Here is a 24,082-nt window from a genome sequence, read left to right as displayed (position 1 = left end):
CCGGGTCCATCGACCCCAGCCGGCCCGCCAGCTCGGCATCCACCCGCAGGCACGCGTCGACGTCCAGGCCGGCGCACGCGTCGACGACCTTCTGCGCGGCAATCGTCCCGACCGACCCCTCGACCAGCAGCCCACGCACCCGCGGGAACCGCTCACCCAAGGTGGCGCCGAGCGTCACCTTCCGACCGGCAACCCCCTCGGTCAGCCCGGCCTCCAGGCAGAACATCGACGCCGACATCGGGTCCACGAACCCCACCGGGTGCACCCGCTCCACCGGACCACTCCCGGACAGGCGCACCTCGACCCGCGCGCCCCACGAGGCAGCCACCGCGACCAGCCCGTCAGCGGAGTTGGCCAGGTGCTGAGCCTCCCCGGCGAGCGCGAACGCGTCCTCCGCCGCCAGCCCCGACCCGCCCTCGGCCAGCTCACGACCCAACGCCGAGACCTCCGCACGAAGGCCCGCGATGCGGCTCGAGATGCTCCCCCTGTCCATGCCTCATCGTACCGAACGCACGTTCGAACGGCAAGCCCCTGTGGAGGACAGTTCGCCCTCAGCAGAACGAGATTCGACAAGCATGACGAAGGCTCAGCGACCCGCCACGCCATCCCACTCGTCGCGGAGCATCGCGTAGGTGAAGCCGTCGACCCAGCCGAGCTCGGCGTGCCACGAGTCGCGCACGCCGTGCTGCTCGCGGCGCATCCCGACCTTCTCCATGACCTTCCACGACGCCATGTTGTCGGCGAAGCAACCGGCCGTCACGCGACGTAGCCGAAGCTCGCCGAAGGCGATGGCGACCAGCTCGCGGGCCACCATCGTCCCGTACCCCCGCCCCCACACCTGCGGAGCCAGGTTCCAGCCGAGCAGGCCCTCACTCCGGCGGTGCGCCTCCTCCCCGTCCTGTCCCATGCCGTCGACCACCTCGAGATAGCCCATGCCGACCGGGTCGTCACCGAGGAGGACGACGCAGGAGTGGTCGTGCGGGTCCCGGGCCCCGCGCAACCGGTCGCGCATCGCCACCTCGTCCACCTCGGTCCGCAGCAGCCAGCGGGTGACCTCCGGCAGCCGCCGCCACCGCAGGACCCCGTCGAGATCCGCCTCGACGGGAGGGCGCAGGACGAGATCCGCGACCCGGCGCGGCCAGGAGACGGGGGAGGGGACGTCGAGGGAGTCGGGGGCGTCGGCGGTCATCGATCCGATCGAACCAGACGTCGCTGCGCCGCTCGACCGGGTTTCCGGCCGAGCGGCGCAGCACCACCGAGAGGGCCTCAGGCCCCGGCGCGGCACCCCCCGCACGAGTAGAACGTGACGTCCCAGTGGTTGCCCTCGTCGGCGTACACGTTGCCGGAGGCCGCCCGGTACTGGGGCGCACCGTCTCCGCGCAGCCCGATGTAGGTGTAGGTGCCGTGGATCCAGCCCGTGAGGCAGCTGGTCCGCGAGAAGTCGAGCTTGTAGCCGTTGGCGTGCGAGTACGTGCCGCTCGCGTGCCCGACCTCGGTCCCGCCGGTGATGTTGAGGGCGCACCCGCTCGCACGCCTCAGGGTCACGCCCCCGTCGACGGTCGCCTGCCGGAGGCCGTCGAACGAGGTGCACGTCGGGTTGCTGCGGGACGTGCAGCCTCCGGACGAGGACCACGTGACGCCGGCGGCGCGGAACTGCGACTCGGCGCTCGCCTGGGTCACGGCCGAGGCCGGCCCGGCGAGGCCGACAATGGCGACGACGACGGCGAGGCCGGCGAGCAGGGTTCGCAGTGGGCGACGCACGGTGGTGCGGGTGGTCGTGCGGATGGTCGGCACGGAGGCCATGGAGGGTGTCCTTCCGGTCGTCGGGGGACGACGACTTCGCCCCCCGGGTGGTGTCCTCCTCCACCACCATGGCTACCGGGCAGCCACCCCACCGGCAACTCGGAGACGCCCCGGCGCGAGGATCTCCGGCGAACCCACCGGTCGGCTACAAGTCCTGCGGCGCGATTGCTAGATTGACGCCGTGTCTTCGCGCCGTCCCGCCCTGCTCGACCTCGACCCGGCCGTCGTCCGCAAGGCCCGCAGCCTGGCCCGCAGGGCAGGCAAGCCGGTCGTCGACCTCGCCCGGGCCCACACGACGGTCTCCGTCGAGCGGGCCACCCTCCGCCTCGCCGGGCTCTCCGGCGCCGACCACGAGGGCACCCCGTGGGTCAACCACCTCGTCGACGCGGTGCGCGGCGAGGTCGGCCTGGAGCACGGGGTCACCACGCCGGTCTGGGACGCGCTGCGCCGCGGCGAGGCCCCCGACCTGCTGACGCTCGCCCAGAAGGCGAGCAGCGGGGGAGTGGCCTTCCGCCTTCCCGAGGGCCGCGACCTGACCGCCTCGCGCCGGGCCGCCCGCAGCGCCGTGGCGAAGGGCATCCGCAGCGTCGACGCCCAGCGCCGCGCCCGCGAGCGGATGGTCGCCACGGTCGGCGACGCCCCGCGCACCCCGTGGGTCTACCTCATCGTCGCGACCGGCGACATCCACGAGGACATCCCGCAGGCGCAGGCCGCGGCCCGCGAGGGGGCCGACGTCATCGCCGTCATCCGCTCCACCGGGCAGTCCCTCCTCGACTTCGTCCCCGAGGGCGCGACCCGCGAGGGGTATGCCGGCACCTACGCCACGCAGGAGAACTTCCGCCTCATGCGGGCCGCCCTCGACGAGAGCAGCCGCGAGCTCGGCCGCTACGTCCGGCTCACCAACTACGCGAGCGGCCTGTGCATGCCGGAGATCGCCACGCTCGCCGGCCTCGAGCGGCTCGACATGATGCTCAACGACTCGATGTACGGCATCCTCTTCCGCGACATCAACCCGATCCGCACCTTCGTCGACCAGCGCTTCAGCCGGCAGGTGCACGCCCGCGCCGGCATCATCATCAACACCGGCGAGGACAACTACCTGACCACCGCCGACGCCGTCGAGGCCGCGCACACCGTCACGGTCAGCCAGCTGCTCAACGAGTACTTCGCCAAGGAGGCCGGTCTCGAGGACTGGCAGCTCGGCCTCGGGCACGCCTTCGAGATCAACCCCGACCTCCCGGACTCCTTCCGGATGGAGCTGGCCCACGCCCTGCTCGCCCGGCAGCTGTTCCCGAAGGCGCCGCTGAAGTGGATGCCGCCGACGAAGCACATGACCGGCGACGTGTTCCGCGGCTACCTGCTCGACGGCTTCTTCAACCTCGTCGGGGCGATGACCGGCCAGGGCATCCTCCTCGTCGGGATGATGACCGAGGCCGTCGTCACGCCGTGGCTCTCCGACCGCGACCTGGCCCTGCAGAACGTCCGCTACGTCATGGACGCCGCCGGCGGGCTCACCGAGGACTTCCACCCGCCGCGCGACGGCTTCATCCAGACCCGGGCCCGGCAGGTGCTCTCCGAGGCCGTCGACCTGCTCGAGACCATCGTCTCGGACACGACGGCGAAGGGCACCACCTACCCGCAGCCGCTGCTCGCCGCCATCACCGACGGCACGTTCGGCGCGATGAAGCGCCCGCCGACCAAGGGCAAGGGGCTCGACGGCGTCGTCGTCAAGGCCGACGGGTACGACAACCCGGCGACCGCCCTCCTCGAGGAAGGGGCCACCCGATGAGCACGGAGACCGCCGGACCGGGCCCGATCGTGCGGCCCTACGGCGACACGACCGGCGACGGCATGGTGCAGGTCTCCTTCACCCTGCCGCTGCCGCACGACAAGCGGGCCGAGGGGGCCGCGCTGCAGCTGGCCGCGAAGATGGGGATGAGCCCCGCGCTGCTCGTCCACGCCAAGGCGATGGGCCCGCACTTCACCTTCTTCGTCGTGTACGGGTCGGTGACCCACCTCGTCGACGTGCGCGAGGTCGAGGTCGTCGAGCGTGAGTTCCCGCTGCTCGGTTCGGCCGAGGTCAACCAGGCCATCCGCAGCCACCTCGGCCGCAAGCTCGTCGTCGTCGGGGCGTGCATCGGCACCGACGCGCACACCGTCGGCATCGACGCGATCCTCAACATCAAGGGGTTCGCGGGGGAGAAGGGGCTCGAGTACTACCGCGAGATGAAGGTGGTCAACCTCGGCGCCCAGGTCCTCGTGCCCGAGCTCGTCGAGACCGCCCGCGAGGTCGGCGCCGATGCCGTCCTCGTCTCGCAGGTCGTCACCCAGAAGGACGCCCACATCCACAACACGACGACGATGTCGGCCGCGTTCCGCGAGGCGTTCCCGGCCGGCGAGGTGCCGCTGCTCGTCGTCGGGGGTCCGCGCTTCGAGGAGGGCTCGGCGAGGGCCCTCGGCGTCGACCGCGTCTTCGGCCGGGGCACGACGCCCGGCGAGGTCGCCTCGTTCCTCGTCCACGAGCTCGTCGCCCCCCGCACCGTCCCCGACCCCCGAGGAGAAGAGCGATGACCCGCGCCGAGGTCGGCCAGAGCGTCACCCACCGCCGCTACGTGCCGTACTCCCACGCGCACTACGCCGGCAACCTCGTCGACGGCGCGTACAGCCTCGCGGCCTTCGGCGACGTCGCCACCGAGCTGTGCATCCGCACCGACGGCGACGAGGGCCTCTTCGCCTCCTACTCCGACGTCCAGTTCGTCGCGCCGGTCCGGGCCGGCGACGTGATCGAGATCGAGGCGCGCCTGGTGCGGGTCGGCACGCGGTCGCGCGAGATGGCCTTCGAGGTGCGCGTCGTCGGCCGCGGGGCCCCGGAGCGCGGGGAGTCGGCGGCCGACGTCCTCGACCCGCCGCTCGTCGCGACGACCGCCCGCGGGGTCGTCGTCGTCCCTCCAGCCGGGTGACCTACGGTGGGCCGGTGCCCACCCCGCCCCGGCTGCCGGCCGGCCTCGCCGCGGCCGTCCTCGCCGGCCTGGCGCTGTGGCTGTCGTTCCCCTCGTACGACCTGTGGTGGCTCGCGCCGGTCGGTGTCGCGCTGCTCGGATGGGCGACGCTGAGCGCGGGCGCCCCGCGCGGCGTCCTGCTCGGCCTCGTCGCCGGCCTCGCGTTCTTCGTGCCGACCCTCTCGTGGTCGGGCGTCTACGTCGGGAAGCTGCCCTGGTTCGCCCTCGCGGTGCTCGAGGCGCTCTACCTCGCGCTGATGTCCGGCGTCGTCGGGTTCGCCGGACGGCGCCTCGTCCCGGCCGGCCACTCCCGGGCGGCGCTCCTGCTCGTGCCCCTCGGCTGGGTCGTCCAGGAGTGGGCCCGCTCGACCACGCCGTACGGCGGGTTCCCGTGGGCCCGGCTCGCGTTCAGCCAGGCCGACGGCCCGCTCGCCCACGTCGCGCGTTGGCTTGGCGCGCCCGGGGTGACGTTCGCCGTGGCCGTCGCCGGCGCCGGACTGGTCGCCCTCGCCTGGGGGCTGCTCGGGCGCCGGCCGGTCTGCGTCCTCACGGGGGCGGTCGTCGCGGCCCTGCCGCTGGCCGCCGGGCTCATCCCGCTCCCGACCGACGGGCGGACCGAGGTCGTCGGCATGGTCCAGGGGAACGTCCCGCAGGCCGGGCTCGACTTCAACGCCCAGCGCCGCGCCGTGCTCGACAACCACGTCAAGGGAACCCTGGCCCTCGCCGAGCGTGCCCCGAAGGACCTCTCGCTCGTCGTGTGGCCCGAGAACGCCTCGGACATCGACCCCTTCCGCAACGCGGACGCCGACCTCGAGATCCGCGACGCGCAGCGGCGGCTCGGGGTGCCGCTCGTCCTCGGCGCGGTGCTCGCCGAGCCGCCCGGCGCGAACTCCAACGTCTCGCTCTTCTACACCGGTCCCGGTGCGCCGCAGCGGTACACGAAGCTGCACCCCGTGCCGTTCGCGGAGTACATCCCGCACCGCGAGTTCTTCGCGATGTTCACCCCGGCCGCCGAGCTGGCCGGGAACTTCGTCGCCGGGCACACCATCGGGGTCTTCCGGGTCCCCGCCGCGGGCGGCACCTACGCCGCCCTGCCGACGATCTGCTTCGAGGTCGCCTACGACGGCCTGATGCGCGACAGCGTCGCGGCGGCCGACAGCACCGACTCCGTCATCCTCGTCCAGACGAACAACGCGACCTTCGGGTACACCGACGAGTCCGAGCAGCAGTTCGCCATCTCCCGGATCCGCGCCATCGAGCACGGCCGCAGCGTCGTCCACGTCTCGACCGTCGGGGTCTCCGGCTTCGTCGCCCCCGACGGCTCGGTCACGGGGAAGACGGGGCTGTTCACCGCCGCACAGGGCGTCGAGCGGGTCGTGCTGCGCTCGGAGACCACCCCCTCGGACCGGCTGGGCGACGCCCCGGTCGTCCTCGCCACGGCGCTGTTCGTCCTCCTCGTCCTCGCGTCGGTCCGCTCCGGCCGGCGCGTTAGGGTGGCGCCAGAGCCCAGCCACCCCGAGGAACACCCCGTTGCCTGACACCCCCCGCCCGCCGCTCGAGCGCGTCGCCGTGCTCATCCCGACGTACAACGAGCGCGAGAACCTGCCCGCCGCCGTCCACGGTGTCCGCGAGGCGGTCCCGGCCGCCGACGTCGTCGTCCTCGACGACGCCTCCCCGGACGGCACCGGCGCGGTCGCGGACGAGCTCGCCGCCGCCGACCCGCAGGTGCACGTCATCCACCGGCCCGGCAAGGAAGGCCTCGGCGCCGCCTACCTCGCCGGCTTCCGCTGGGCTCTCGAGCGGGGGTACGACGCGGTCGTCGAGATGGACGCCGACGGCTCGCACCGCCCCGAGCACCTGCCGGCCCTCCTCGCGGCGGCCGAGCACGCCGACGCCGTCATCGGCTCGCGCTGGGTGCCGGGCGGCAAGGTCGTCAACTGGCCGCTGCACCGCAAGGCGCTCTCCGTCGGCGGCAACCTGTACGTCAAGGTGCTCCTCGGCATGCCGGTCAACGACGCGACGGCCGGCTTCCGGGTCTACCGCACGGACGCGCTGCGCGAGATGGGCCTGGAGGACGTCGCGTCGCAGGGCTACTGCTTCCAGACCGACCTCACCTGGCGGGCGGTCCGGGCCGGGCTCACGGTGCTCGAGGTGCCGATCACGTTCGTCGAGCGCGAGGTCGGCGCCTCGAAGATGAGCCGCGACATCATGACCGAGTCGCTGCGCCGGATCACCGGCTGGGGCGTCCGGCACCGTGCCGCCCAGGCACGCGAGCTCGTCCGGCGGCCGGAGCGGTGGCACACCCTGTGACCGCCGCGGGAGACCGCCGGCCCGGCGGGCGTCGCCGGGCGCTCGTCCTGCGCGGCGTCTTCCTCGCCCTCCTCGTCGTGCCGCTCCTCGAGATCGCCGTCATCGTCCTCGTCGGGCGAGCGATCGGCGGGTGGCCGACCTTCCTGCTGCTCCTGCTCGAGTCACTGCTCGGGGCGTGGATCGTCAAGCGCGAGGGCGGCCGTGCCTGGGCCGCGCTGCGCGGTGCGCTGCGCAGCGGGACGATGCCGAGCCGCGAGCTCGCCGACGCCGCGCTGGTGCTCGTCGGCGGCACCCTCCTGCTCACCCCCGGATTCGTCACCGACGTGGTCGGCTTCCTCGTCATCCTGCCGTGGACGCGCCCGATCACCCGCGCCTGGCTCGAGGCGGCCGTCGCCCGCCGCCTGCTCGGCCCCTTCGGCGACTGGCCGGGTCCGCGCGGCGGGGGAGGCGGACGGAACGGGGACGGCCCGCCGGACGTCGTCCGGGGCGAGGTCGTCGAGTGACGTCCCCGCGCACGACGGAGCGCCGGCCACCACGCGGGTGACCGGCGCTCGCGCGTCCTTCGGAGGCCCGGTGCGTCAGGCGGTCTTGCGGGTCTTCTCGCCGCGCGACGCGCGCAGCAGCGTGAGGCGCTCCTCGAGGAGCTCCTCGAGCTCGGGGATGGAGCGACGCTCGAGCAGCATGTCCCAGTGGGTGCGCTGCGGCTTGACCGGCTTGCCCTCCGGCTCCGGACCACCGCCCTGGAGCTTCGCGACCGCGCCGCACCGGCACTCCCACGTCGGGGGGACGTCGGCCTCCACGGAGAAGGGGAGCTCGATGGTGTGCCCGTTGGGGCACAGGTAGGTCGTGATGTTGCGCTCGGAGGGGACGACGTTGTCGTCCGTCTCCATGCTCAGGGCGCCGAGTCGGCTGCCGCGCAGGCTGCGTTCTGCCATGGGTGTCTCCCGGGGGTTCTTGATGTCCCGACCGGGGTCAGCGCGGTCGGGTCAATGGTGAGAGAACGTGCGCCCGGGGTTCGTTGTTCCGCACGGCCCCGGATGCCCCCGCACGTTGTGACACGGATCACACGGCCGGTCAGACGACGCGGGGCAGCTCGTTCCCCGCGTCGATGATGCCCGCTCGGACGTCGACGCGTCGGAGAACGAGGTAACCCAGGCCGAAGAACACGATGAGCGCGACGATCGCCGGACGGTAGGAGTCGGTCAGCTGGTGGACCAGGCCGAAGAGGAAGGCCCCGAGCCAGGAGGTGCCCCGCTCCATCGCCTGGTAGAGCGCGAAGAACTCCGCCTCGCGCGAGCGCGGCACGAGCTGGGAGAAGAGGGAGCGGCTGAGGGCCTGGCTGCCGCCGAGGACGATGCCGATGAGCACCCCGAGCACGACGAACGGCACGAACGCCTTGGCCGGCAGGAAGAAGGCGGCGACGACGATCGCGGCCCACGCGACGAGGCTGCGCAGGATGGTGCGCCAGGCCCCCCAGCGGGCGGCGAAGGCCCCGAAGAGCAGCGCCCCGCCGAAGGCGACGAACTGGACGAGCAGGATCAGCGTGATGAGCTGGCTGCTCTCGAAGCCGAGCTGCTCGGCCCCGTAGATGCTGCTCGAGGAGATGACGGTCTGGATGCCGTCGTTGAAGAAGAGGTAGGCGAGCAGGAAGAGCATCGTGTTCGGGTAGCTGCGCAGGTCCCGGAAGGTGTGACCGAGCTGGGCCAGGCTGCCGCGCACGACCCCCGCCCGCGGCGCGTCGAGGTCCTCGCGCGCCGTGCCGCGCAGGCTCCACAGCCCGATGACCGGGATGAGGGTGAAGACCGCCCACCAGAGCCCCGCCGACAGCATGCTGATCCGGACCGCCATCGCCGTGCCGCCGACGAGGTCCGGCTGGACGACGATCGCCAGGTTGGCCGCGAGCAGGAGCCCGCCCCCGAGGTAGCCGAGCGCCCAGCCCCGGCTCGAGACCTTGTCGCGGTCGTCCGGGCGGGCGATGCGGCAGAGGATCGAGTCGTAGACGACGAGCGAGGCGCCGAGGCTGATCGAGGCGATGATCATCATCGACGCGCCGAAGCGCCAGTTCGTGCCGGCGAGGAAGAACAGCCCGCACGCCGCGGCCGAGCCGACCCAGGCGAAGAGGCCGAGCAGCCGCGCCGGCCGACGCGAGCGGTCGCTGATCGCGCCGACCGCGATGAGCAGGACGGCCGAGGCGATGGTCGAGAGGGTCACCGTGTAGGAGGCGACCGAGCCGGGGGAGAGGGGAGCGGTGAGGACGAGGGCGAGCGCCGCGACGGCGAGCGGTGGCACGAGGGCCGAGGGGCGCACCGGGAGCCGGGCACCGCGGGCGAAGGCGACGGCCGAGCCGACGAGGAGGACGAGCAGGCCGATGGTGACGACGAAGGCCAGCGTTGCGACCCACCCGGGCAGGCCGGCCGCGGCCGGCACGACGTGCAGGTCGGTGCGGCAGACCTCGCCCTCGGCGATGCCGGGGCAGGCGGCCTCCTTCGCGACCGACGTGAGGTACGGCCCGAAGAGGACCGTGCCGACGGTGGTGACGAACGCGGAGTTCGCCCAGTCGTACCAGTACCAGGGGCGGTGGTAGCGGGCGGTCTCCGCGTAGGCGTCGACCGCCTCCGACTGCGTCGTCATGACGCGAAGCGTTCCACACGACCGGCCGTGCGCGCCGTAGGTCGCGCTACTCGGTCGAGCGCGTCACGCGCGCCCCGCCCGGGCGGCCGTGGTCAGCCCGCGTACTCCCAGTGCCAGGGCTCCGGGAGCGAGCCCCCGGCCTCCGCCCAGCCGGGGTGGAACCAGCCGTAGAGCGGGGCGTTCTGGCGCATCCAGTGGTGGGCCGCCGACCCGAAGTCGTCGACGCCGCCGCAGAGGTCGACTGCCCGGCCGAGGCCGTGCCGGCTGGTGCCGGGGGTGGCCGCGAAGGCGCCGCGGGTCGCCTTGACGGACACCTGCTCCGGGTAGGAGCGGTAGGAGTCGGTGACGCACAGCGGCGCGCCGGTCTGGGCCGCGTACGCCTGGCTCATCGCGTTGAACGCGGCCGCTGCGGCGGGGGAGAGGCGCTCCCCGGGGGCGCTCCACACCGGGCAGAGCGCGGCGTCCGGGAACATCCCGTTGGGGTGGTCGCCGGTGTCGTCGCTGCACGGCTTGCCGACGTGCGCCGTCTCGATGACCGCCGTCGACAGCGCCGCCCGCAGGCGCTCGGCCGCGGCGCGGGCCTGGGGGGTGCGGGCGCCGACGAGGGCGTTGGCGATCGGGCCGGCCTTGTCGACCTCGGCCATCTGCAGCGTCCGGAGCCGGCCGATCTTCGCGCGCTGGTCGCGCATGAGCACGTCGAGCTTCGCGTGGGTGGCGGAGATGCGCCCCCGGGCGTCGGTGGCCTCGGCCTCGGCCTGCTCGGCGGTGGCGGTGAGGCGCACCTGTTCCGCGGTGAGGACCCGGACCTCCTGGAGGGCGCGGGTGCGCTGGTCGGTGAGGTACGACAGGTCCCCGAGCGGGTCGCTGACCTGGCTGTCGTCGGCGTCGAGGGCGGAGAACATGCCGGCGATGTCGGAGTTGCCACCCCCGCCCGAGTAGACGTCGAAGACCCAGTCCTTGACGACGCCGCGGGCGGTGGCCAGCCGCCCCTCGAGCCGGACGAGGTCGGCCCGGGCGGAGTCGGCCTCCTCGCGGGCGGCGGACTCGGTCTCGGTGGCCGCGGCGAGCTCCTCGAGGACCGCGTTCGAGCGGACCGAGAGCTGGTCCATGGTGCGCATCTCGGCGGCCACGGCCGAGCCGGAGCCCTCGATGAGCGCCGCGATGCGGTCGGCCTCGGCGATCTGGGCCGCGAGGGCGGCACCGCTGAGCGGGGGCTCCTCGGCCGGCTCCTGGTGCCCGCCGTCGCCGTCCGGGGGCAGCACGGTCGGCGCCGGGGTGGGAGTGGCGCTGCTCGTCGAGGTGGGGGTCGGCGTGGGGGAGCCGGAGGTGTCGCCCGTGGGGGTGGGCGACGGGGCGGGCTCGGGCGCCAGGAGGTCGACGGTGAAGAGCCGGCCGGAGTCGGTGCTCTGCCCGCTGGTGTCGGCGAGGGCCGGACCCGCGGCGAGGACGAGCGGCACGACCGTCACGGCCAGGGACGCGACGACGCGTCGCAGACCCACCCCACGGCCCTCGGAAGAACGCACCACGACTCGTTTCGTCTCATCAGGGCGCCCCGCGGGGCACCCGGTACACGCCCTGCTCGTGCACCTGGCTCCACGATAGGCGGAGGATCCACGGTGCGCAGGGGGTGGGAGCAAAAAGGTCATCGAACCGTCAGGCTGCTGACAGGAACTCGTACCTCACCCGCCCCTGCGGCCCCGGGGGACCACCTCGGGCGCGCTCGTCCACAGGCACCCGCACCCGGAGCCCTCGTCCACAACCTCCGGCAGGAGGGTTGCCACCGACCGCGTCTGGCGGTGTGCTCGACGCCTGGCCGGCACCGGGCCGGCCCGAGCCCGAGGGGGAGCCCATGACACCGACCACGGACGAGCCGGACCTCAACACCGTCCACCTGCGCGGGCGGGTCACCTCGCTCGACGAGCCACGCAGCCTCCCGAGCGGCGACGTCGTCCACGGGCTGCGCGTCACGGTGACCCGCGCGCTCCGCCCCGGGGCGTCGCGGGCGGCCGCCGACACCGTCGACGTCGCCTGCTGGAGTCCGGCCACCCGACGGGTCGCGGGCCGTCTCGTCGTGGGGGAGCGGGTCGAGGTCGACGGCGCGATCCGGCGGCGGTTCTTCCGTGCCGGGGCGGCACCGGTCAGCCGCTACGAGGTCGAGGCCAGCCGCGTTCGGCGGCTACCACCCGCCCGCCCCCGGCCGGTCAGGTCCGGAGAAGCACGAGGGGCGGGATCCCCCTAGCCTGTGCGGATGGACGCGCAGACCACGGGGGACCGGACGCACGACGTCGCCGACCGGCACGACCTCATCCGGGTGCAGGGCGCTCGCGAGAACAACCTCAAGGACGTCACCCTCGAGCTGCCCAAGCGCCGGCTCACCGTCTTCACCGGGGTCTCCGGCTCCGGGAAGAGCTCCCTCGTGTTCGGGACGATCGCCGCCGAGTCCCAGCGCCTCATCAACGAGACCTACAGCGCGTTCGTCCAGGGCTTCATGCCCACGCTCGCGCGGCCCGAGGTCGACCGCCTCGAGGGGCTGACGACGGCGATCATCGTCGACCAGGAGCGGATGGGCGCCAACCCCCGCTCGACCGTGGGCACGGCGACCGACGCCAACGCCATGCTGCGCATCCTCTTCAGCCGGCTCGGCGACCCGTACGTCGGGCCGCCGACCGCGTTCTCGTTCAACGTGCCCACCCGCACCGCGAGCGGCGTGATGTCCACCGAGAAGGACGGCCGGGTCGAGAAGAGCGTCGTCAAGGGTGCCGTGTACCTCGGCGGCATGTGCTCGCGCTGCGAGGGCATGGGGCAGGTGAGCGACATCGACCGGACGGCCCTGTACGACGGGACGCGCTCGCTCTCCGACGGCGCGCTGACCGTGCCCGGGTACTCGATGGACGGCTGGTACGGACGGCTCTTCGCCGGCATGGGCCTGCCGATGGACGTCCCGATCGACGAGTTCACGGCCCGCCAGCTCGAGACGATGCTCTACGCGCCGCCGACCAAGATCAAGGTCGAGGGCGTCAACCTGACCTTCGAGGGCATCATCCCGCGGATCCAGAAGTCGATGCTGTCCAAGGACCCCGAGGCGATGCAGCCGCACGTGCGCCGGTTCGTCGAGCGCGCGGTGACGTTCCAGACCTGTCCCGAGTGCGACGGAACCCGCCTGGGCCCGGAGGTGCGGGCCTCGCGGATCGCCGGGAAGAACATCGCCGACCTGTGCTCGATGCAGGTCAGCGACCTCGCCGAGTGGGTGCGCGCGCTCGAGGAGCCCTCTGTCGCACCGCTGTTGGCGGGACTCCAGCACCTGCTCGACTCGTTCACCACCATCGGCCTCGGCTACCTGTCCCTCGACCGGCCGGCCGGGTCGCTGTCGGGCGGTGAGGCGCAGCGCACGAAGATGATCCGCCACCTCGGGTCGGCCCTCACCGACGTCACGTACGTCTTCGACGAGCCGACGATCGGGCTGCACCCGCACGACATCCAGCGGATGAACGAGCTGCTCCTGCGGCTGCGCGACAAGGGCAACACGGTCCTCGTCGTCGAGCACAAGCCGGAGACGATCGCCATCGCCGACCACGTCGTCGACCTCGGGCCGGGCGCCGGGTCCGCCGGGGGAGCGGTGTGCTTCGAGGGCACCGTCGAGGGGCTGCGGGGGAGCGACACGGTCACCGGCCGCCACCTCGACGACCGCGCGTCGCTCAAGCCGTCGGTACGGGCGGCCACCGGCGTCCTCGAGGTCCGCGGCGCCTCCACGCACAACCTGCGCGACGTCGACGTCGACGTGCCGCTCGGGGTGCTCTGCGTCGTCACCGGTGTCGCGGGGTCCGGCAAGAGCTCGCTCGTCACCGGGTCGGTCGCCGGGCGCGACGGCGTCGTCGTCATCGACCAGGCCGCCATCAAGGGGTCCCGGCGCAGCAACCCCGCGACGTACACCGGGCTCCTGGAGCCGGTCCGGAAGGCCTTCGCGAAGGCGAACGGCGTCAAGCCGGCGCTCTTCAGCTCGAACTCCGAGGGTGCCTGCCCGACGTGCAACGGCGCGGGCGTCATCTACACCGAGCTCGGCGTCATGGCCACCGTCGAGTCGACCTGCGAGGTCTGCGAGGGCCGGCGCTTCCAGGCGGCCGTCCTCGACTACGCGCTCGCCGGCCGGAACATCGCCGAGGTCCTCGCGATGCCGGTCACCGACGCGGTCGCGTTCTTCGCCGAGGGCGAGGCCCGGGTGCCGGCGGCCCACCGGGTGCTCGAGCGGCTGGCCGACGTCGGGCTCGGCTACCTCACGCTCGGGCAGCCGCTGACCACGCTGTCCGGTGGCGAGCGGCAGCGGCTCAAGCTCGCGGCGCGGATGGGCGAGGATGCCGCGGTCTACGTCCTCGACGAGCCGACGACCGGGCTGCACCTCGCCGACGTCGAGCAGCTCCTCGGGCTGCTCGACCGGCTCGTCGACGGGGGCACCTCGGTCCTCGTCATCGAGCACCACCAGGCCGTCATGGCCCACGCGGACTGGATCATCGACCTGGGCCCCGGCGCCGGCCACGACGGCGGCCGCGTCGTCTTCGAGGGCACCCCGGCCGACCTCGTCGCCGAAGCCTCGACGCTCACCGGGCAGCACCTCGCGGCCTACGTGGGCGGCTGACCGGCCTCACCCGGGTGGCCGCACCCGCCGTGCGACCACCTGCTCGCGGGCTCCGGCGGCGTCCAGCAGGGCGACGAGCGCGCGGGACGCGGCCTCGAGCGGCTCGGACCCCACCGCCGCCCGCACCCGGTCGACGAGGGCGGCACGACGCGCCCGGGTCTCCTCGACCAGGCCCCGACCGCGGTCGGTCAGCTCGATCCGCCGCACCCGGGCGTCCTCCGGCGCGGGACGCCGGGTCACGTGCCCGAGGCGCTCGAGCTCGCCGACCGTCTTCGAGACGGCCTGCTGGCTCACGCCGAGCTCGAGCGCGAGCTCGCCGACGGTGGGGGAGTCGCGCAGGAGGACCTGCACCACGTAGCCGTGGCCCGCACGGACCCCCGGGTAGCCGGCGTCGTGCAGGCCGGCGAGGACCGCGTCGCCGGCGGCGGCCCCGGCGATCGCGGCCAGGACGGTCAGGTCGAGGTCCTCGGGCCGGATGTCGCTCACCGGAGGACCGTACCAGTACACAACCTAGGTTGTGGATAGTGCCGCAGCGGGCTACGGTCACCGTCATGACCGACGTCGAGACCGCCGTGCGCACGCTCTACCGAGCCCTGGAGGACGGCCTCTCGGGGGATCGGCTCCTGGCCCTGATGACCGACGACGTCGTGACCGTCGAGCACCCGAACGCGCTGCGGCCCTCCGGAGGGACCGCCGACCGCGAGGCCATGCGGGTGGCGTCCACCGCCGGAGCACAGCTGCTGGAGACGCAGCGCTACGACGTGCGTGACGTCATCGTCTCCGGTGACGTGGCCGCGGTGCGCTGCACGTGGAGCGCCGTCGTCGCCCGCGACGCCGGACCGTTCCGGCGCGGGCAGCGACTGCGGGCGCACCTGGCCCAGTTCGTCACCCTGCGAGGGGGCCTGGTCAGCCGGATCGAGACCTACGACTGCCACGAGGTCGCCGTCGCGGACTGACTCGGCAGAACGCCGATAATCGACATTATGTCATTCTGCTGAGCTCACCAGCCCGTCCACCCTCCTCCGGCCCCGGCCCGCGGCGAGGACGGCCGACCTACGCTGGGCGTCGTGCCCCGCCTCAACCAGCACGGCCAGCCGATCGGCGACATCGTGGCGTTCACCACCGCGCAGCCCGTGCGCCCGGTGACGCTCGACGGCCGGCTCGTCCGGCTCCGCCCGCTCGTCCCCGACGACGCCGCCGAGCTGGCCGCCGTCCTCGGCGTCCACGACGAGCTGTGGACCTACCAGTCCACCGAGGCGCCCCGGACCGCCGAGGACGCCCGGGCCGTCATCGAGGCGGCCGCCGCGGCGGACGACACGCAGCCGTTCGCCGTCGTCGACCCGGCCGGTGGAGCCCTCCTGGGCCGGGTGCACCTCATGCGGGCCCAGCCGGCCGTCGGCTCGGTGGAGGTGGGAGCCATCGTCTGGTCCCCCGCCCTGCAGCGCACGGCCGCCGCCACCGAGGCCCAGCTGCTGCTCGCCGACCACGTGTTCGACACGCTCGGCTACCGCCGCTACGAGTGGAAGTGCGACTCGCTGAACGCCCCGTCGCGCCGTGCGGCGCTCCGGCTCGGCTTCACCGAGGAGGGCACGTGGCGACAGGCCCTCGTCACCAAGGGCCGCACCCGCGACACGACGTGGTTCGGCATGACCGACGCGGACTGGCCGTGGGTCCGCGACGCCCTGCGCGCCTGGCTCGATCCGTCGAACCACGACGGGCGCGGGCACCAGCGCCGGTCCCTCGCCGCCCTCCGCGAGGACCGGCGATGACCTCCTCCCCCGGGTTCGCCTACGACAACCGGACCGGCCGACCGGGTGGGCGCGGCGTCCGCGCCCTCGGGCTGGTCCTGCCCGGTGTCCGCGGCGTGCAGGCCCAGGTCGAGCCCTACGCGGCCGCCTGGGCGGCCCACAACCGGCGGGCCCTCGCGACCCCGGGCCGGCGCTGGGTCGTCCTCGGCGACTCGATGTCCCAGGCGGTGGGCGCCTCCGCGTGGGACGCCGGTTGGGTCGACCAGCTCGCGACCACGCTCGCCGCACAGGGCCACCCGCTCGTCGTCGTCAACCTCTCCGCCACCGGAGCCCGCACCGCGGACGTCACCGACCAGCAGCTCCCCGTGCTGCGCGCCCTCCCGCCGGCCGAGGGCACCAGCAGCCCTGACCTCGTCACCGTCCTCGTCGGGTCCAACGACCTCTTCGCCGGTGGCGGAGTGCGCCGACGGCTCCCGGCGGAGTTCGCCCGGATGGTCGCTGCCCTCCCCCGCGGTGCGGTCGTCGCGACCCTGCCGCAGCCCCGCGCCGCCGCCCGTGCAGCCAACATCCACATCGAGTCAGCGTCTGCCACAGGGAAACTCGTCAAGGTCGACATGCGCGCCGAAGGCCCGACCAGCTGGCGCGGCCGGCTCGCGCCGGACTTCTTCCACCCCAACGACGCCGGTTACGCGGAGCTCGCGCGGACGTTCGCGCCGCACGTGCTGGAGGCGCTCGGCTCCTAGCCGGCCGCTCCCGGCGTCGACGCGGCAGCACTCGGGACCGGGCACGGCGCGCCCTCGCAGCAGGGCCGGATCCACCCACACCCGTCGCACCGCTCGTGCGAGGTCTCCCAGCGCATCAGGGTGCCGCACATGGGACAGGGTTCGGTGAGGTCGGCCACCTCTCCGACGCTACGCGTGGGACCGGACCCGGCCGCGGCGACACCCCGCCGTCGCGTCGTACGCTGTGCGGCGATGCAGTGCGACTACTTCGACGCCGGCCGCTGCCGGTCGTGCACGCTGATGGGCACGCCGTACGACGCCCAGCTCGCCGAGAAGGAGCACCGCGTCCGCGCCACCCTCGCGCCGTACACCGGGACGATGCGGTGGTCCGCCCCGGTCCGCTCCCCCGCCTCGCACTTCCGCAACAAGGCCAAGCTCGTCGTCGGCGGGCGGGCCGGGCGGCCCACGCTCGGCATCCTCGACCCCGGTGGCCGCGGGGTCGACCTGCGGCGCTGCGGTCTCTACGAGCCGGGCCTCTCGGCCACCTTCGATCCCCTGCACCGGGTGCTCGCGGACCATCGCATCGAGCCGTACGACGTGCGCGGTCGGCGGGGCGAGCTCAAGTACGCCCTCGTCACCCACTCCCCCGACGGCGAGCACCTCGTCCGGTTCGTGGTGCGCACGCAATTCGGGAGCGAGGCCGTCCGCCGGCTGCTGCCGGACCTGCGCGCGGCCCTTCCCTCGGCGCGGGTGGTCAGCGTCAACCTCCACCCGGAGCACAAGGCGGTCCTCGAGGGTGAGGAGGAGGTCGTCCTCACCGAGGAGTCGACCCTCCCGATGCGGGTCGGCGACGTCACCCTCCACCTCGGGCCGCGAGCCTTCTTCCAGACCAACACGAGCGTCGCCGCCGCGCTCTACGCGCAGGCCCGGGCCTGGGCCGACGACCTCGAGCCGTCCTCGGTCACCGACCTGTACTGCGGTGTCGGCGGCTTCGCCCTCCACCTCGCCGCTCCCGGCCGGCGGGTGACGGGGGTGGAGACGTCGGAGGAGGCCGTGGCGGCTGCCCGGCGCTCCGCGGACGAGATGGGTTCGGTCGCACCGGGGCTCGAGGTCACCTTCGTCTCGGGTGACGCCACCACCGATGTCCCCGGCGAGCCCGAGCTCGTCGTCGTCAACCCTCCGCGACGCGGCATCGGGCCCGCCCTCGCGGCCCGGCTGGACGCCTCGAGCGCGACCCACGTCGTGTACTCCAGCTGCAACGTCGACACCCTCGCCCGCGACCTCGAGGCGATGCCCGGCCTCGAGCCCGTCGAGGGCCGCGTCGTCGACATGTTCCCCCAGACCCGGCACGTCGAGACCGTCCTGCTCCTGCGCCGTCGCTGACGCACGGGCCACCCCGTGAAGCTCTCGCGCCGGTTTGACACCGGCTTATCGCTGCCTTGACGTACGACGCCCCTCCGCGGTCGTACCGTCACCCCAGCAGGGTGCGCGTCGAAGGAGACGGAAGTGCGCATCGGGCCTGGCAGGGGCCGCGTCCGGGCGAGCGGTGGCGGCGCCGCGCGCCGTCGGGTCGCCCCCGCGGTGTGGGCCGCCCTGGTGGCGGTCGGAGTGGCGGTACCCGTCTGGGCCCTCTGGCAGGCGCCCGAGTGGGTCCACCACGGCGCCTGGCGGGTCACCTCGCTCGTCGCCGCGCTCGGCGCGGCCTCCCTGCTCGTCCTCACCTACCTCCTCCCGAGCCGCTTCCGGCCGCTCACCGGGTACCTCGGCGTCGAACGGCTCCTGCGCAGCCACCGGGCGCTGGCCCTCGTGGCGGTCGGGCTCGTGCTCCTCCACGTGCTCGCCGTCGTGCTGCGCCCGGGGATCGGCCTCGCCGTCCTCGACCTGCGCACGGCGCCACCGCGCGTCTGGGCGGCGAGCACCGCCACCCTCGCCCTCACCGGGCTCGCCGTGTTCGGCCTGACCCGGCGCCGCCGGCGACCCCGGTACGAGGGCTGGCGGCTGGCGCACGTGGTGCTGGCCAACGTCGCCGTGCTCGCGACCGCCCTGCACGTCCTCTGGCTCGAGGACCTCACCCGGTTCCCCGAGGCCCGGGTGTGGTTCGTCGCGCTCGGCGGCCTGATGCTCGGCGCCCTCGCGTTCCGGTGGCTGTGGCGACCGCTGCGCTCACTGCGGAACCGCTACGTCGTCGACGAGGTGCGCCGCGCGTCACCGACCGCGGTCACCCTCGTCCTCCACGCCACGGGTCACCGCGGGGTGCCCTTCCGCCCCGGCCAGTTCGCCTGGCTGAAGATCGGCACCTCCCCGTTCGTGTTCGAGGAGCACCCGTTCACCATCGCCTCGCCGTCGACCGAGCCGTGGCGCAAGGAGTTCATGATCAAGGGCATCGGTGACTTCAGCGAGCTCGTCGCCGGCCTGCGGCCCGGGCGCAAGGTCTTCCTCGACGGCCCGCACGGCGCCTTCACCCTCGACGGCCTGCGCTCGGACCGGTTCGTCTTCATCGCCGGCGGCGTCGGCATCACCCCGATGCTCAGCATGTTGCGCACCCTCGCGGCGCGGGGCGACCGCCGCCCGGTGCTCCTCGTCGTCGCCGGACGGACCGCCGACGAGCTGCTCCACCGCACCGACGGCGAGCACCTGCGCGAGCAGCTCGACCTGCGCATCGTCGAGATCCTCGAGGAACCCCCGCAGGACTGGGACGGGGAGGTCGGCCGGTTCACCGAGGAGGTCCTCGAGCGCGCGCTCCCCCGCCGCCGCGGCCGTGACGTCGTCGACGTCTTCGTCTGCGGCCCCGGCCCGATGGTCGCCGCCGCGACGCGCATCGTGAGCGACCGGGGCATCCCCTCCAAGCACATCCACACCGAGCTGTTCGACGTCGTCTGACGCCTAGGGTCGAGGGCATGACCTTCTCCATCGCCGCCCACGACGGCGAGGCCTGGGGCGTCGCCGTCGCCAGCAGGTTCCTCGCCGTCGGCTCCGTCGTCCCCCGCGTCGTCCCCGGCCGGTGCGCCCTGGCCACCCAGGCGATGGCCCGGGTCGCCTACCTCGACGAGGTCGAGGACGGCCTGCTCGAGGGGCTGACGGCCGCTGCCGCCCTCGAGCGGGCCACGGCCGGGGACGCCGGGCGCGAGGACCGTCAGGTCGGGGTCGTCGGCGCGGACGGCGCCGCGACGTTCACCGGCTCCGGGTGCATGCACTGGGCGGGTGGGGAGGCGGCCGGGGACTCGCAGACGGCCTTCGCCGTCCAGGGCAACATCCTCACCGGTCCCGAGGTGGTCGAGGCGATGGTCTCGGCGTGGCACGCACACCGGGGACACGCGCTCGACGCCCGGCTGCTCGCGGTCCTCCTCGCCGGGGACGCCGCCGGCGGCGACGCGCGCGGCCGGCAGAGCGCCGCGCTCCTCGTCAAGGCCCCCGGCGCCGGCTACGACGGGTGCGGCGTCGTCGCCGACCTGCGGGTCGACGACCACCCGGAGGCGCCCACCGAGCTCGCGCGCGTCCACGGCCTCTCGACGCTCTACTTCGGCACGGCCGAGGACGTCGAGCCGCTCACCGGACCCCTCCGCGACGAGGTGTCGCGGCTGCTCGCCGCGGCCGGCCACGCGGGTCCCGTCGAGCCGGCCCTGGAGGCGTGGATGGGTGAGGTCAACCTCGAGACCCGGCACTCCCCCGGCGCGATCGACCGGCGGGTCCTCGCGGTCCTGCGGGGCTCCCCGACCGGCTGAGCGCGACCCGGGGCCACCCTGACCGAACTCTTACCGAGTCCTGACATGCCACTGGTCCCACGATGACCGTGCGGCTCCTACCGTGGTCGGAGGTGGTCACACCGCCCGCACCCAGCCGGCCGCCGACGCCCCCAGCGGCGTCGCCTGTCCTCCCCCTCCGGCCGCGCGGGCCGACCACCTCTCGCCCCCGGCGCCGGCCGGCTCACCGGCGCCGGGGGCTCACACGTGTCGGGGGCCGCGAGGGCTCAGCGGGCCGGCCAGGCCCCGGCGCCCTGCCGGGCCACCTCGCCGGTCGGCTCGCCACTCGTGAAGTCGACAACGGTGGTCGGTTCGGTGCCGCACTCCCCCGAGTCGAGGACGACGTCGACGACGTGGTCGAGCGCCTCCTTGACCGCCCAGCCGTCGGTCATCGGCTCCTCCTCGCCGGGGAGGATGAGGGTGGAGGAGAGCATCGGCTCGCCGAGGGCCGCCAGCAGCGCCCGGACCACCGGGTGCTCGGGGATGCGGACGCCGACGGTGCGCTTCTTCGGGTGGAGCAGCCGCCGCGGCACCTCGTGCGTCGCCGGCAGGATGAAGGTGTACGGGCCCGGGGTCGCCGCCTTGACCGCCCGGAAGACGTGGTTGTCGACGTGGACGAGCTGCCCCAGCTGGGCGAAGTCGCGGCAGACGAGCGTGTAGTGGTGCCGGTCGTCGAGCCGCCGGATGCCCCGGATCCGCTCCTTGGCCTGCTGGTCGCCCATCCGGGCCCCGAGGGCGTAGCCGGAGTCGGTCGGGTAGGCGACCAGGCCGCCCTCGTCGAGGACGGCCACGGTCTGCGCGATGGACCGCGGCTGCGGGTCGACGGGGTGGACGTCGAGGTAGCGCGCCATCCCCGCAGCCTAGGCCCGGTTCACTCCGAGCGGTACGTCACCGGGGCGCCGCGTTGGACCGTGCGGGAGACGGTGCACAGCCGGTCCCCGCTCTGGGCGATGGCCCGGGGCAGCCGCTCGCGCGCCCGGTCGCCGTCCTCGCCCTCCGGGAAGCGGACGCGGAAGGTGATCTCGATGTCGGCGAGGTGGTTCCCGCCCTCGTCCCGGCTCTTGACGCCCTCGGAGCCGACCTCGAAGGACGTGGGCTCGGCGATCCGGCTCGTGATGAAGTCGACGTCGGTGGCGCTGCAGGCGGCCATCGCCGTGAGGAACAGCTCGACCGGGGTGAACTCGGCCGAGTCACCACCGCCACCGACGAGCATCGTGCCGCCCCGGACGTTGGTCACCTCGTAGAGGCCCTTCTCGAGGCGGGTCATCGTCACGCTGCGGTGACCGAGGCCGGTGCCTCCGGTGGGCGGGGTCTCGTCGGTCATCTCAGGCTCCCCTTCTCGGCGGCGGCTGACCCCCGCCATCCTGTCACCCGGCTGCGAGGATGGCGGGCATGTCCACCCGCGGCCGTCTCCTCCTCGTCCGGCACGGCGAGACCGAGTGGTCCCGGGACGGACGACACACCGGCAGCACCGACCTGCCGCTGCTTCCCGCGGGCGAGCGGGACGCGGAGGCGCTGCGCGGGCCGCTCGCGGCCTTCGACGTCGGGCTCGTCGTGTGCTCCCCGCTGCAGCGGGCCCGCCGCACCGCCGAGCTGGCCGGGCTGCGCGTGGACCGGGTCGACCCGGACCTGCGCGAGTGGGACTACGGCGGCTACGAGGGGCTGACGACGCCCGAGATCCGTGGGCGTCGCGGCGACGCCTGGACGGTGTTCGAGGACGGCGTCGTCCCCGGCGAGACCCCCGGTGAGACCGTCGAGGAGGTCGCGGCCCGCGCCTCCCGGGTCCTGCAGCGGGTCGGACCGGACCTGGCGGCGCACGACGTCGTCCTGGTCGGGCACGGCCACGCCCTGCGGGTCCTCACCGCGACCTACCTCCGGCAGGAGCCACGCTTCGGGGCCTGCGTGGTCCTCGACGCCGGTGCGCTGTGCGTCCTCGGGCACGAGCACGACCGGCCGGCGATCCGCGCGTGGAACGCCCGCGGGTGAGCCGCGGACCCGGCGCCGTGGCTACGGCAGCGGCCAGGTGTGCACCGGGTCGTTGGCGTCCATCAGCTCGGCGTACCGCTCGACCATCCGTCGCAGGGCCTCGCGCCGGTCGTGGCCCTGCGCCTCGACGTGCTCGACCATCCGGGTCTGCCACTCCGACCCGTTGACCCCGGTCGTCGCCCGGCCCTCGATGATGCCGAGGTAGCGCTCGCGGACGGCATCCGAGACACCCCACTGGCGCAGGCCCTCGTGGGCCATCGGCAGCAGGTGGCGCAGGACCAGCTCGTCGGCGGAGACCTCGCCGAACCCGGGCCAGTAGACCCGCGCGTCCATCCCGTCGCGGGCGGCCCGCCGGAAGTTCTCCTCGCAGGCGGCGAAGCTCAGCTTGGTCCAGACCGGGCGGTCGGCGTGGGCGAGGACTCGGACGGCGCCGTAGTAGAACGCGGCGTTGGCGAGGACGTCGGCGATGGTCGGGCCGGCCGGCAGGACGCGGTTCTCGACCCGCAGGTGCGGCGTGCCCCCGACGATGTCGTAGATCGGCCGGTTCCAGCGGTACACGGTGCCGTTGTGCAGCCGCAGCTCGGCGAGCTCGGGGGCGATGCCGGCCTCGAGCTTGGCCATCGGGTCCTCGTCGGTGATCTCCGCGAGCAGGGTCGGGAAGTAGCGGACGTTCTCCTCGAAGAGGTCGAAGATCGAGGTGATCCAGCGCTCCCCGAAGAACACCCGCGGCCGCACGCCCTGGTTCTTCAGCTCGACCGGGCGGGTGTCGGTGGCCTGGCTGAAGAGCTCGATGCGGGTCTCGGCGTGCAGGCGCTTGCCGAAGAAGTAGGGGCTGTTCGCGGCGAGGGCGAGCTGCACCGAGGACAGCGCCTGCGCGGCGTTCCAGTGCTGCGCGAACTCGTGCGGCGCGACCTGGAGGTGCAGCTGCACGGACGTGCACGCCGACTCGGGGGCGATCGAGCTGCAGTAGGTGGCGACCCGCTCGCCGGTCGGGCCCTCGATGTCGAGGTAGACGTCCTCACCGCGGGCCAGGACGATGGAGTCGTTGAGCGCCGTGTAGCGGTTGTTCGCGCTGATCCAGTCGCCCTCGTAGTGCTCGGGCATGATCGTCGGGAGGATGCCGATGGCGACGATCTTCGAGCCGACCTCCTTCGCCTTGCGGTCGGCGGCGTTGAGGCTCTCGCGCAGGTCGTGCTCGAGTTCGAGGGCGGCGTCACCGGGCAGCGGGCGCGGCGGCACGTTGAGCTCGATGTTGTAGCGCGCCAGCTCGGTCTGGTAGCCCGGGTCGGCGATCGCCTCGAGCACCTCGGCGTTGTGGAAGTGCGGCTGCTGGTGCTCGTCGACGAGGTTCAGCTCGATCTCGAGGCCGGTCATCGGCCGGTCGAACTCGAACGAGCTCTGGGTGAGCATCCGCTCGAAGACGTCGAGGTTCTGGCGCACCTTCTCGCGGTAGCGCTGCCGCTGTTCACGCGAGTAGCTCTGCGCGGTGACCTCGGCTCCCATGACGACAACC

Annotated in this window: 25 protein-coding genes; 15 read left to right on the top strand and 10 right to left on the bottom strand. The window is 73.7% G+C overall.

Annotated elements, in window-relative coordinates:
* The 3 genes from PKA89_RS07200 to PKA89_RS07190 form a co-directional block, all read right to left on the bottom strand.
* The coding region (locus PKA89_RS07200) for a hypothetical protein (RefSeq protein ID WP_324418029.1) at positions 1-493 on the bottom strand (493 nt) is incomplete at its 3' end.
* Between the two features lie 93 nt (positions 494-586).
* Positions 587-1,189, bottom strand: coding sequence for a GNAT family protein (locus PKA89_RS07195; RefSeq protein ID WP_324418027.1), 603 nt, complete (start codon positions 1,187-1,189; stop codon positions 587-589).
* Between the two features lie 77 nt (positions 1,190-1,266).
* On the bottom strand, positions 1,267-1,803 hold the full coding sequence (locus PKA89_RS07190; RefSeq protein ID WP_324418025.1) for a hypothetical protein: 537 nt from the start codon (positions 1,801-1,803) through the stop codon (positions 1,267-1,269).
* A 181-nt stretch (positions 1,804-1,984) separates the two neighbouring features.
* Here PKA89_RS07190 and PKA89_RS07185 point away from each other — a divergent pair, with 181 nt between their 5' ends.
* From PKA89_RS07185 to PKA89_RS07160, 6 genes are read left to right on the top strand one after another with little or no spacing between them, the layout of a single operon-like run.
* Complete coding sequence (locus tag PKA89_RS07185; RefSeq protein ID WP_324418023.1) at positions 1,985-3,592, top strand: lysine 5,6-aminomutase subunit alpha; 1,608 nt, start codon at positions 1,985-1,987, stop codon at positions 3,590-3,592.
* A complete protein-coding gene (locus PKA89_RS07180) occupies positions 3,589-4,374 on the top strand; it encodes an OAM dimerization domain-containing protein (protein WP_324418021.1) in 786 nt (261 codons plus the stop codon). The genes PKA89_RS07185 and PKA89_RS07180 overlap by 4 nt, the downstream gene beginning before the upstream one ends.
* On the top strand, positions 4,371-4,763 hold the full coding sequence (locus tag PKA89_RS07175; RefSeq protein WP_324418019.1) for a hotdog domain-containing protein: 393 nt from the start codon (positions 4,371-4,373) through the stop codon (positions 4,761-4,763). The genes PKA89_RS07180 and PKA89_RS07175 overlap by 4 nt, the downstream gene beginning before the upstream one ends.
* A gap of 14 nt (positions 4,764-4,777) precedes the next feature.
* Complete coding sequence (lnt, locus tag PKA89_RS07170) at positions 4,778-6,340, top strand: apolipoprotein N-acyltransferase (RefSeq protein WP_324418017.1); 1,563 nt, start codon at positions 4,778-4,780, stop codon at positions 6,338-6,340.
* On the top strand, positions 6,333-7,112 hold the full coding sequence (locus PKA89_RS07165) for a polyprenol monophosphomannose synthase (RefSeq protein WP_324418016.1): 780 nt from the start codon (positions 6,333-6,335) through the stop codon (positions 7,110-7,112). Before lnt ends, PKA89_RS07165 begins: the two co-directional genes overlap by 8 nt.
* The gene (locus PKA89_RS07160; RefSeq protein WP_324418015.1) at positions 7,109-7,615 is read left to right on the top strand and encodes an FxsA family protein; all 507 of its coding nucleotides are present in this window, start codon (positions 7,109-7,111) and stop codon (positions 7,613-7,615) included. The genes PKA89_RS07165 and PKA89_RS07160 overlap by 4 nt, the downstream gene beginning before the upstream one ends.
* 75 nt (positions 7,616-7,690) lie before the next feature.
* On the opposite strand, the gene PKA89_RS07155 is transcribed toward PKA89_RS07160, so the two are convergent.
* From PKA89_RS07155 to PKA89_RS07145, 3 genes are all read right to left on the bottom strand, one after another.
* Complete coding sequence (locus PKA89_RS07155; RefSeq protein ID WP_324418014.1) at positions 7,691-8,047, bottom strand: RNA polymerase-binding protein RbpA; 357 nt, start codon at positions 8,045-8,047, stop codon at positions 7,691-7,693.
* A gap of 139 nt (positions 8,048-8,186) precedes the next feature.
* Positions 8,187-9,743, bottom strand: coding sequence for an MFS transporter (locus PKA89_RS07150; RefSeq protein ID WP_324418013.1), 1,557 nt, complete (start codon positions 9,741-9,743; stop codon positions 8,187-8,189).
* 92 nt (positions 9,744-9,835) lie between these two features.
* Positions 9,836-11,242, bottom strand: coding sequence for a M15 family metallopeptidase (locus PKA89_RS07145; protein WP_324418011.1), 1,407 nt, complete (start codon positions 11,240-11,242; stop codon positions 9,836-9,838).
* A gap of 350 nt (positions 11,243-11,592) precedes the next feature.
* Here PKA89_RS07145 and PKA89_RS07140 point away from each other — a divergent pair, with 350 nt between their 5' ends.
* Both PKA89_RS07140 and PKA89_RS07135 read left to right on the top strand, forming a co-directional pair.
* Entirely contained in the window at positions 11,593-11,982 is a 390-nt protein-coding gene (locus tag PKA89_RS07140) for a single-stranded DNA-binding protein (protein ID WP_324418009.1), read from the top strand.
* Positions 11,983-11,991: 9 nt separating this feature from the next.
* Positions 11,992-14,373 carry an excinuclease ABC subunit UvrA gene (locus PKA89_RS07135; RefSeq protein ID WP_324418007.1) on the top strand — a complete coding sequence of 794 codons (2,382 nt, stop codon included), beginning with the start codon at positions 11,992-11,994 and terminating at the stop codon, positions 14,371-14,373.
* A gap of 6 nt (positions 14,374-14,379) precedes the next feature.
* On the opposite strand, the gene PKA89_RS07130 is transcribed toward PKA89_RS07135, so the two are convergent.
* A complete protein-coding gene (locus PKA89_RS07130) occupies positions 14,380-14,859 on the bottom strand; it encodes a MarR family transcriptional regulator (RefSeq protein WP_324418005.1) in 480 nt (159 codons plus the stop codon).
* Between the two features lie 65 nt (positions 14,860-14,924).
* On the opposite strand from PKA89_RS07130, the gene PKA89_RS07125 reads away from it, so the two are divergent.
* From PKA89_RS07125 to PKA89_RS07100, 6 genes are all read left to right on the top strand, one after another.
* Positions 14,925-15,329, top strand: coding sequence for a nuclear transport factor 2 family protein (locus PKA89_RS07125; protein WP_324418003.1), 405 nt, complete (start codon positions 14,925-14,927; stop codon positions 15,327-15,329).
* A gap of 111 nt (positions 15,330-15,440) precedes the next feature.
* Positions 15,441-16,142: a GNAT family protein gene (locus tag PKA89_RS07120; protein ID WP_324418001.1), complete on the top strand. Its 702-nt coding sequence runs from the start codon at positions 15,441-15,443 to the stop codon at positions 16,140-16,142.
* A complete protein-coding gene (locus tag PKA89_RS07115) occupies positions 16,139-16,864 on the top strand; it encodes an SGNH/GDSL hydrolase family protein (RefSeq protein WP_324417998.1) in 726 nt (241 codons plus the stop codon). The genes PKA89_RS07120 and PKA89_RS07115 overlap by 4 nt, the downstream gene beginning before the upstream one ends.
* A gap of 231 nt (positions 16,865-17,095) precedes the next feature.
* The gene (locus PKA89_RS07110; RefSeq protein WP_324417994.1) at positions 17,096-18,226 is read left to right on the top strand and encodes a methyltransferase domain-containing protein; all 1,131 of its coding nucleotides are present in this window, start codon (positions 17,096-17,098) and stop codon (positions 18,224-18,226) included.
* Positions 18,227-18,349: 123 nt separating this feature from the next.
* Positions 18,350-19,723 (top strand): ferric reductase-like transmembrane domain-containing protein, encoded by a 1,374-nt coding sequence (locus PKA89_RS07105; RefSeq protein WP_324417993.1) that lies wholly within the window; start codon positions 18,350-18,352, stop codon positions 19,721-19,723.
* A gap of 17 nt (positions 19,724-19,740) precedes the next feature.
* Positions 19,741-20,565 (top strand): DUF1028 domain-containing protein, encoded by an 825-nt coding sequence (locus PKA89_RS07100; protein ID WP_324417991.1) that lies wholly within the window; start codon positions 19,741-19,743, stop codon positions 20,563-20,565.
* 245 nt (positions 20,566-20,810) lie between these two features.
* Here the strand turns inward: PKA89_RS07100 and PKA89_RS07095 are convergent, their stop codons facing one another.
* Both PKA89_RS07095 and PKA89_RS07090 read right to left on the bottom strand, forming a co-directional pair.
* Entirely contained in the window at positions 20,811-21,434 is a 624-nt protein-coding gene (locus tag PKA89_RS07095) for an L-threonylcarbamoyladenylate synthase (protein WP_324417989.1), read from the bottom strand.
* Between the two features lie 20 nt (positions 21,435-21,454).
* Complete coding sequence (locus tag PKA89_RS07090) at positions 21,455-21,907, bottom strand: OsmC family protein (RefSeq protein ID WP_324417987.1); 453 nt, start codon at positions 21,905-21,907, stop codon at positions 21,455-21,457.
* A gap of 68 nt (positions 21,908-21,975) precedes the next feature.
* Between PKA89_RS07090 and PKA89_RS07085 the strand changes: the two genes are divergently transcribed.
* Complete coding sequence (locus PKA89_RS07085; protein ID WP_324417985.1) at positions 21,976-22,569, top strand: histidine phosphatase family protein; 594 nt, start codon at positions 21,976-21,978, stop codon at positions 22,567-22,569.
* Positions 22,570-22,590: 21 nt separating this feature from the next.
* On the opposite strand, the gene PKA89_RS07080 is transcribed toward PKA89_RS07085, so the two are convergent.
* A complete protein-coding gene (locus tag PKA89_RS07080) occupies positions 22,591-24,072 on the bottom strand; it encodes a glutamate-cysteine ligase family protein (RefSeq protein ID WP_324417983.1) in 1,482 nt (493 codons plus the stop codon).
* Between the last annotated feature and the right edge of the window lie 10 nt (positions 24,073-24,082).

The organism is Phycicoccus sp. (genome assembly GCF_035325325.1).
Classification (GTDB): Bacteria; Actinomycetota; Actinomycetes; order Actinomycetales; family Dermatophilaceae; genus Phycicoccus.
The sequence above is the reverse complement of the archived record's forward strand: the minus strand, read 5'-3'. Positions and strand labels throughout refer to the sequence as shown.

Coding starts and splice junctions, on each gene's coding strand:
- PKA89_RS07110 (WP_324417994.1), top strand. CDS start 17,096: ATGCAGTGCGACTACTTCGACGCCGGCCGCTGCCGGTCGTGCACGCTG.
- PKA89_RS07175 (WP_324418019.1), top strand. CDS start 4,371: ATGACCCGCGCCGAGGTCGGCCAGAGCGTCACCCACCGCCGCTACGTG.
- PKA89_RS07115 (WP_324417998.1), top strand. CDS start 16,139: ATGACCTCCTCCCCCGGGTTCGCCTACGACAACCGGACCGGCCGACCG.
- PKA89_RS07135 (WP_324418007.1), top strand. CDS start 11,992: ATGGACGCGCAGACCACGGGGGACCGGACGCACGACGTCGCCGACCGG.
- PKA89_RS07155 (WP_324418014.1), bottom strand. CDS start 8,047: ATGGCAGAACGCAGCCTGCGCGGCAGCCGACTCGGCGCCCTGAGCATG.
- PKA89_RS07090 (WP_324417987.1), bottom strand. CDS start 21,907: ATGACCGACGAGACCCCGCCCACCGGAGGCACCGGCCTCGGTCACCGC.
- PKA89_RS07085 (WP_324417985.1), top strand. CDS start 21,976: ATGTCCACCCGCGGCCGTCTCCTCCTCGTCCGGCACGGCGAGACCGAG.
- PKA89_RS07180 (WP_324418021.1), top strand. CDS start 3,589: ATGAGCACGGAGACCGCCGGACCGGGCCCGATCGTGCGGCCCTACGGC.
- PKA89_RS07125 (WP_324418003.1), top strand. CDS start 14,925: ATGACCGACGTCGAGACCGCCGTGCGCACGCTCTACCGAGCCCTGGAG.
- PKA89_RS07190 (WP_324418025.1), bottom strand. CDS start 1,803: ATGGCCTCCGTGCCGACCATCCGCACGACCACCCGCACCACCGTGCGT.
- PKA89_RS07100 (WP_324417991.1), top strand. CDS start 19,741: ATGACCTTCTCCATCGCCGCCCACGACGGCGAGGCCTGGGGCGTCGCC.
- PKA89_RS07095 (WP_324417989.1), bottom strand. CDS start 21,434: ATGGCGCGCTACCTCGACGTCCACCCCGTCGACCCGCAGCCGCGGTCC.
- PKA89_RS07150 (WP_324418013.1), bottom strand. CDS start 9,743: ATGACGACGCAGTCGGAGGCGGTCGACGCCTACGCGGAGACCGCCCGC.
- PKA89_RS07195 (WP_324418027.1), bottom strand. CDS start 1,189: ATGACCGCCGACGCCCCCGACTCCCTCGACGTCCCCTCCCCCGTCTCC.
- PKA89_RS07080 (WP_324417983.1), bottom strand. CDS start 24,072: ATGGGAGCCGAGGTCACCGCGCAGAGCTACTCGCGTGAACAGCGGCAG.
- PKA89_RS07140 (WP_324418009.1), top strand. CDS start 11,593: ATGACACCGACCACGGACGAGCCGGACCTCAACACCGTCCACCTGCGC.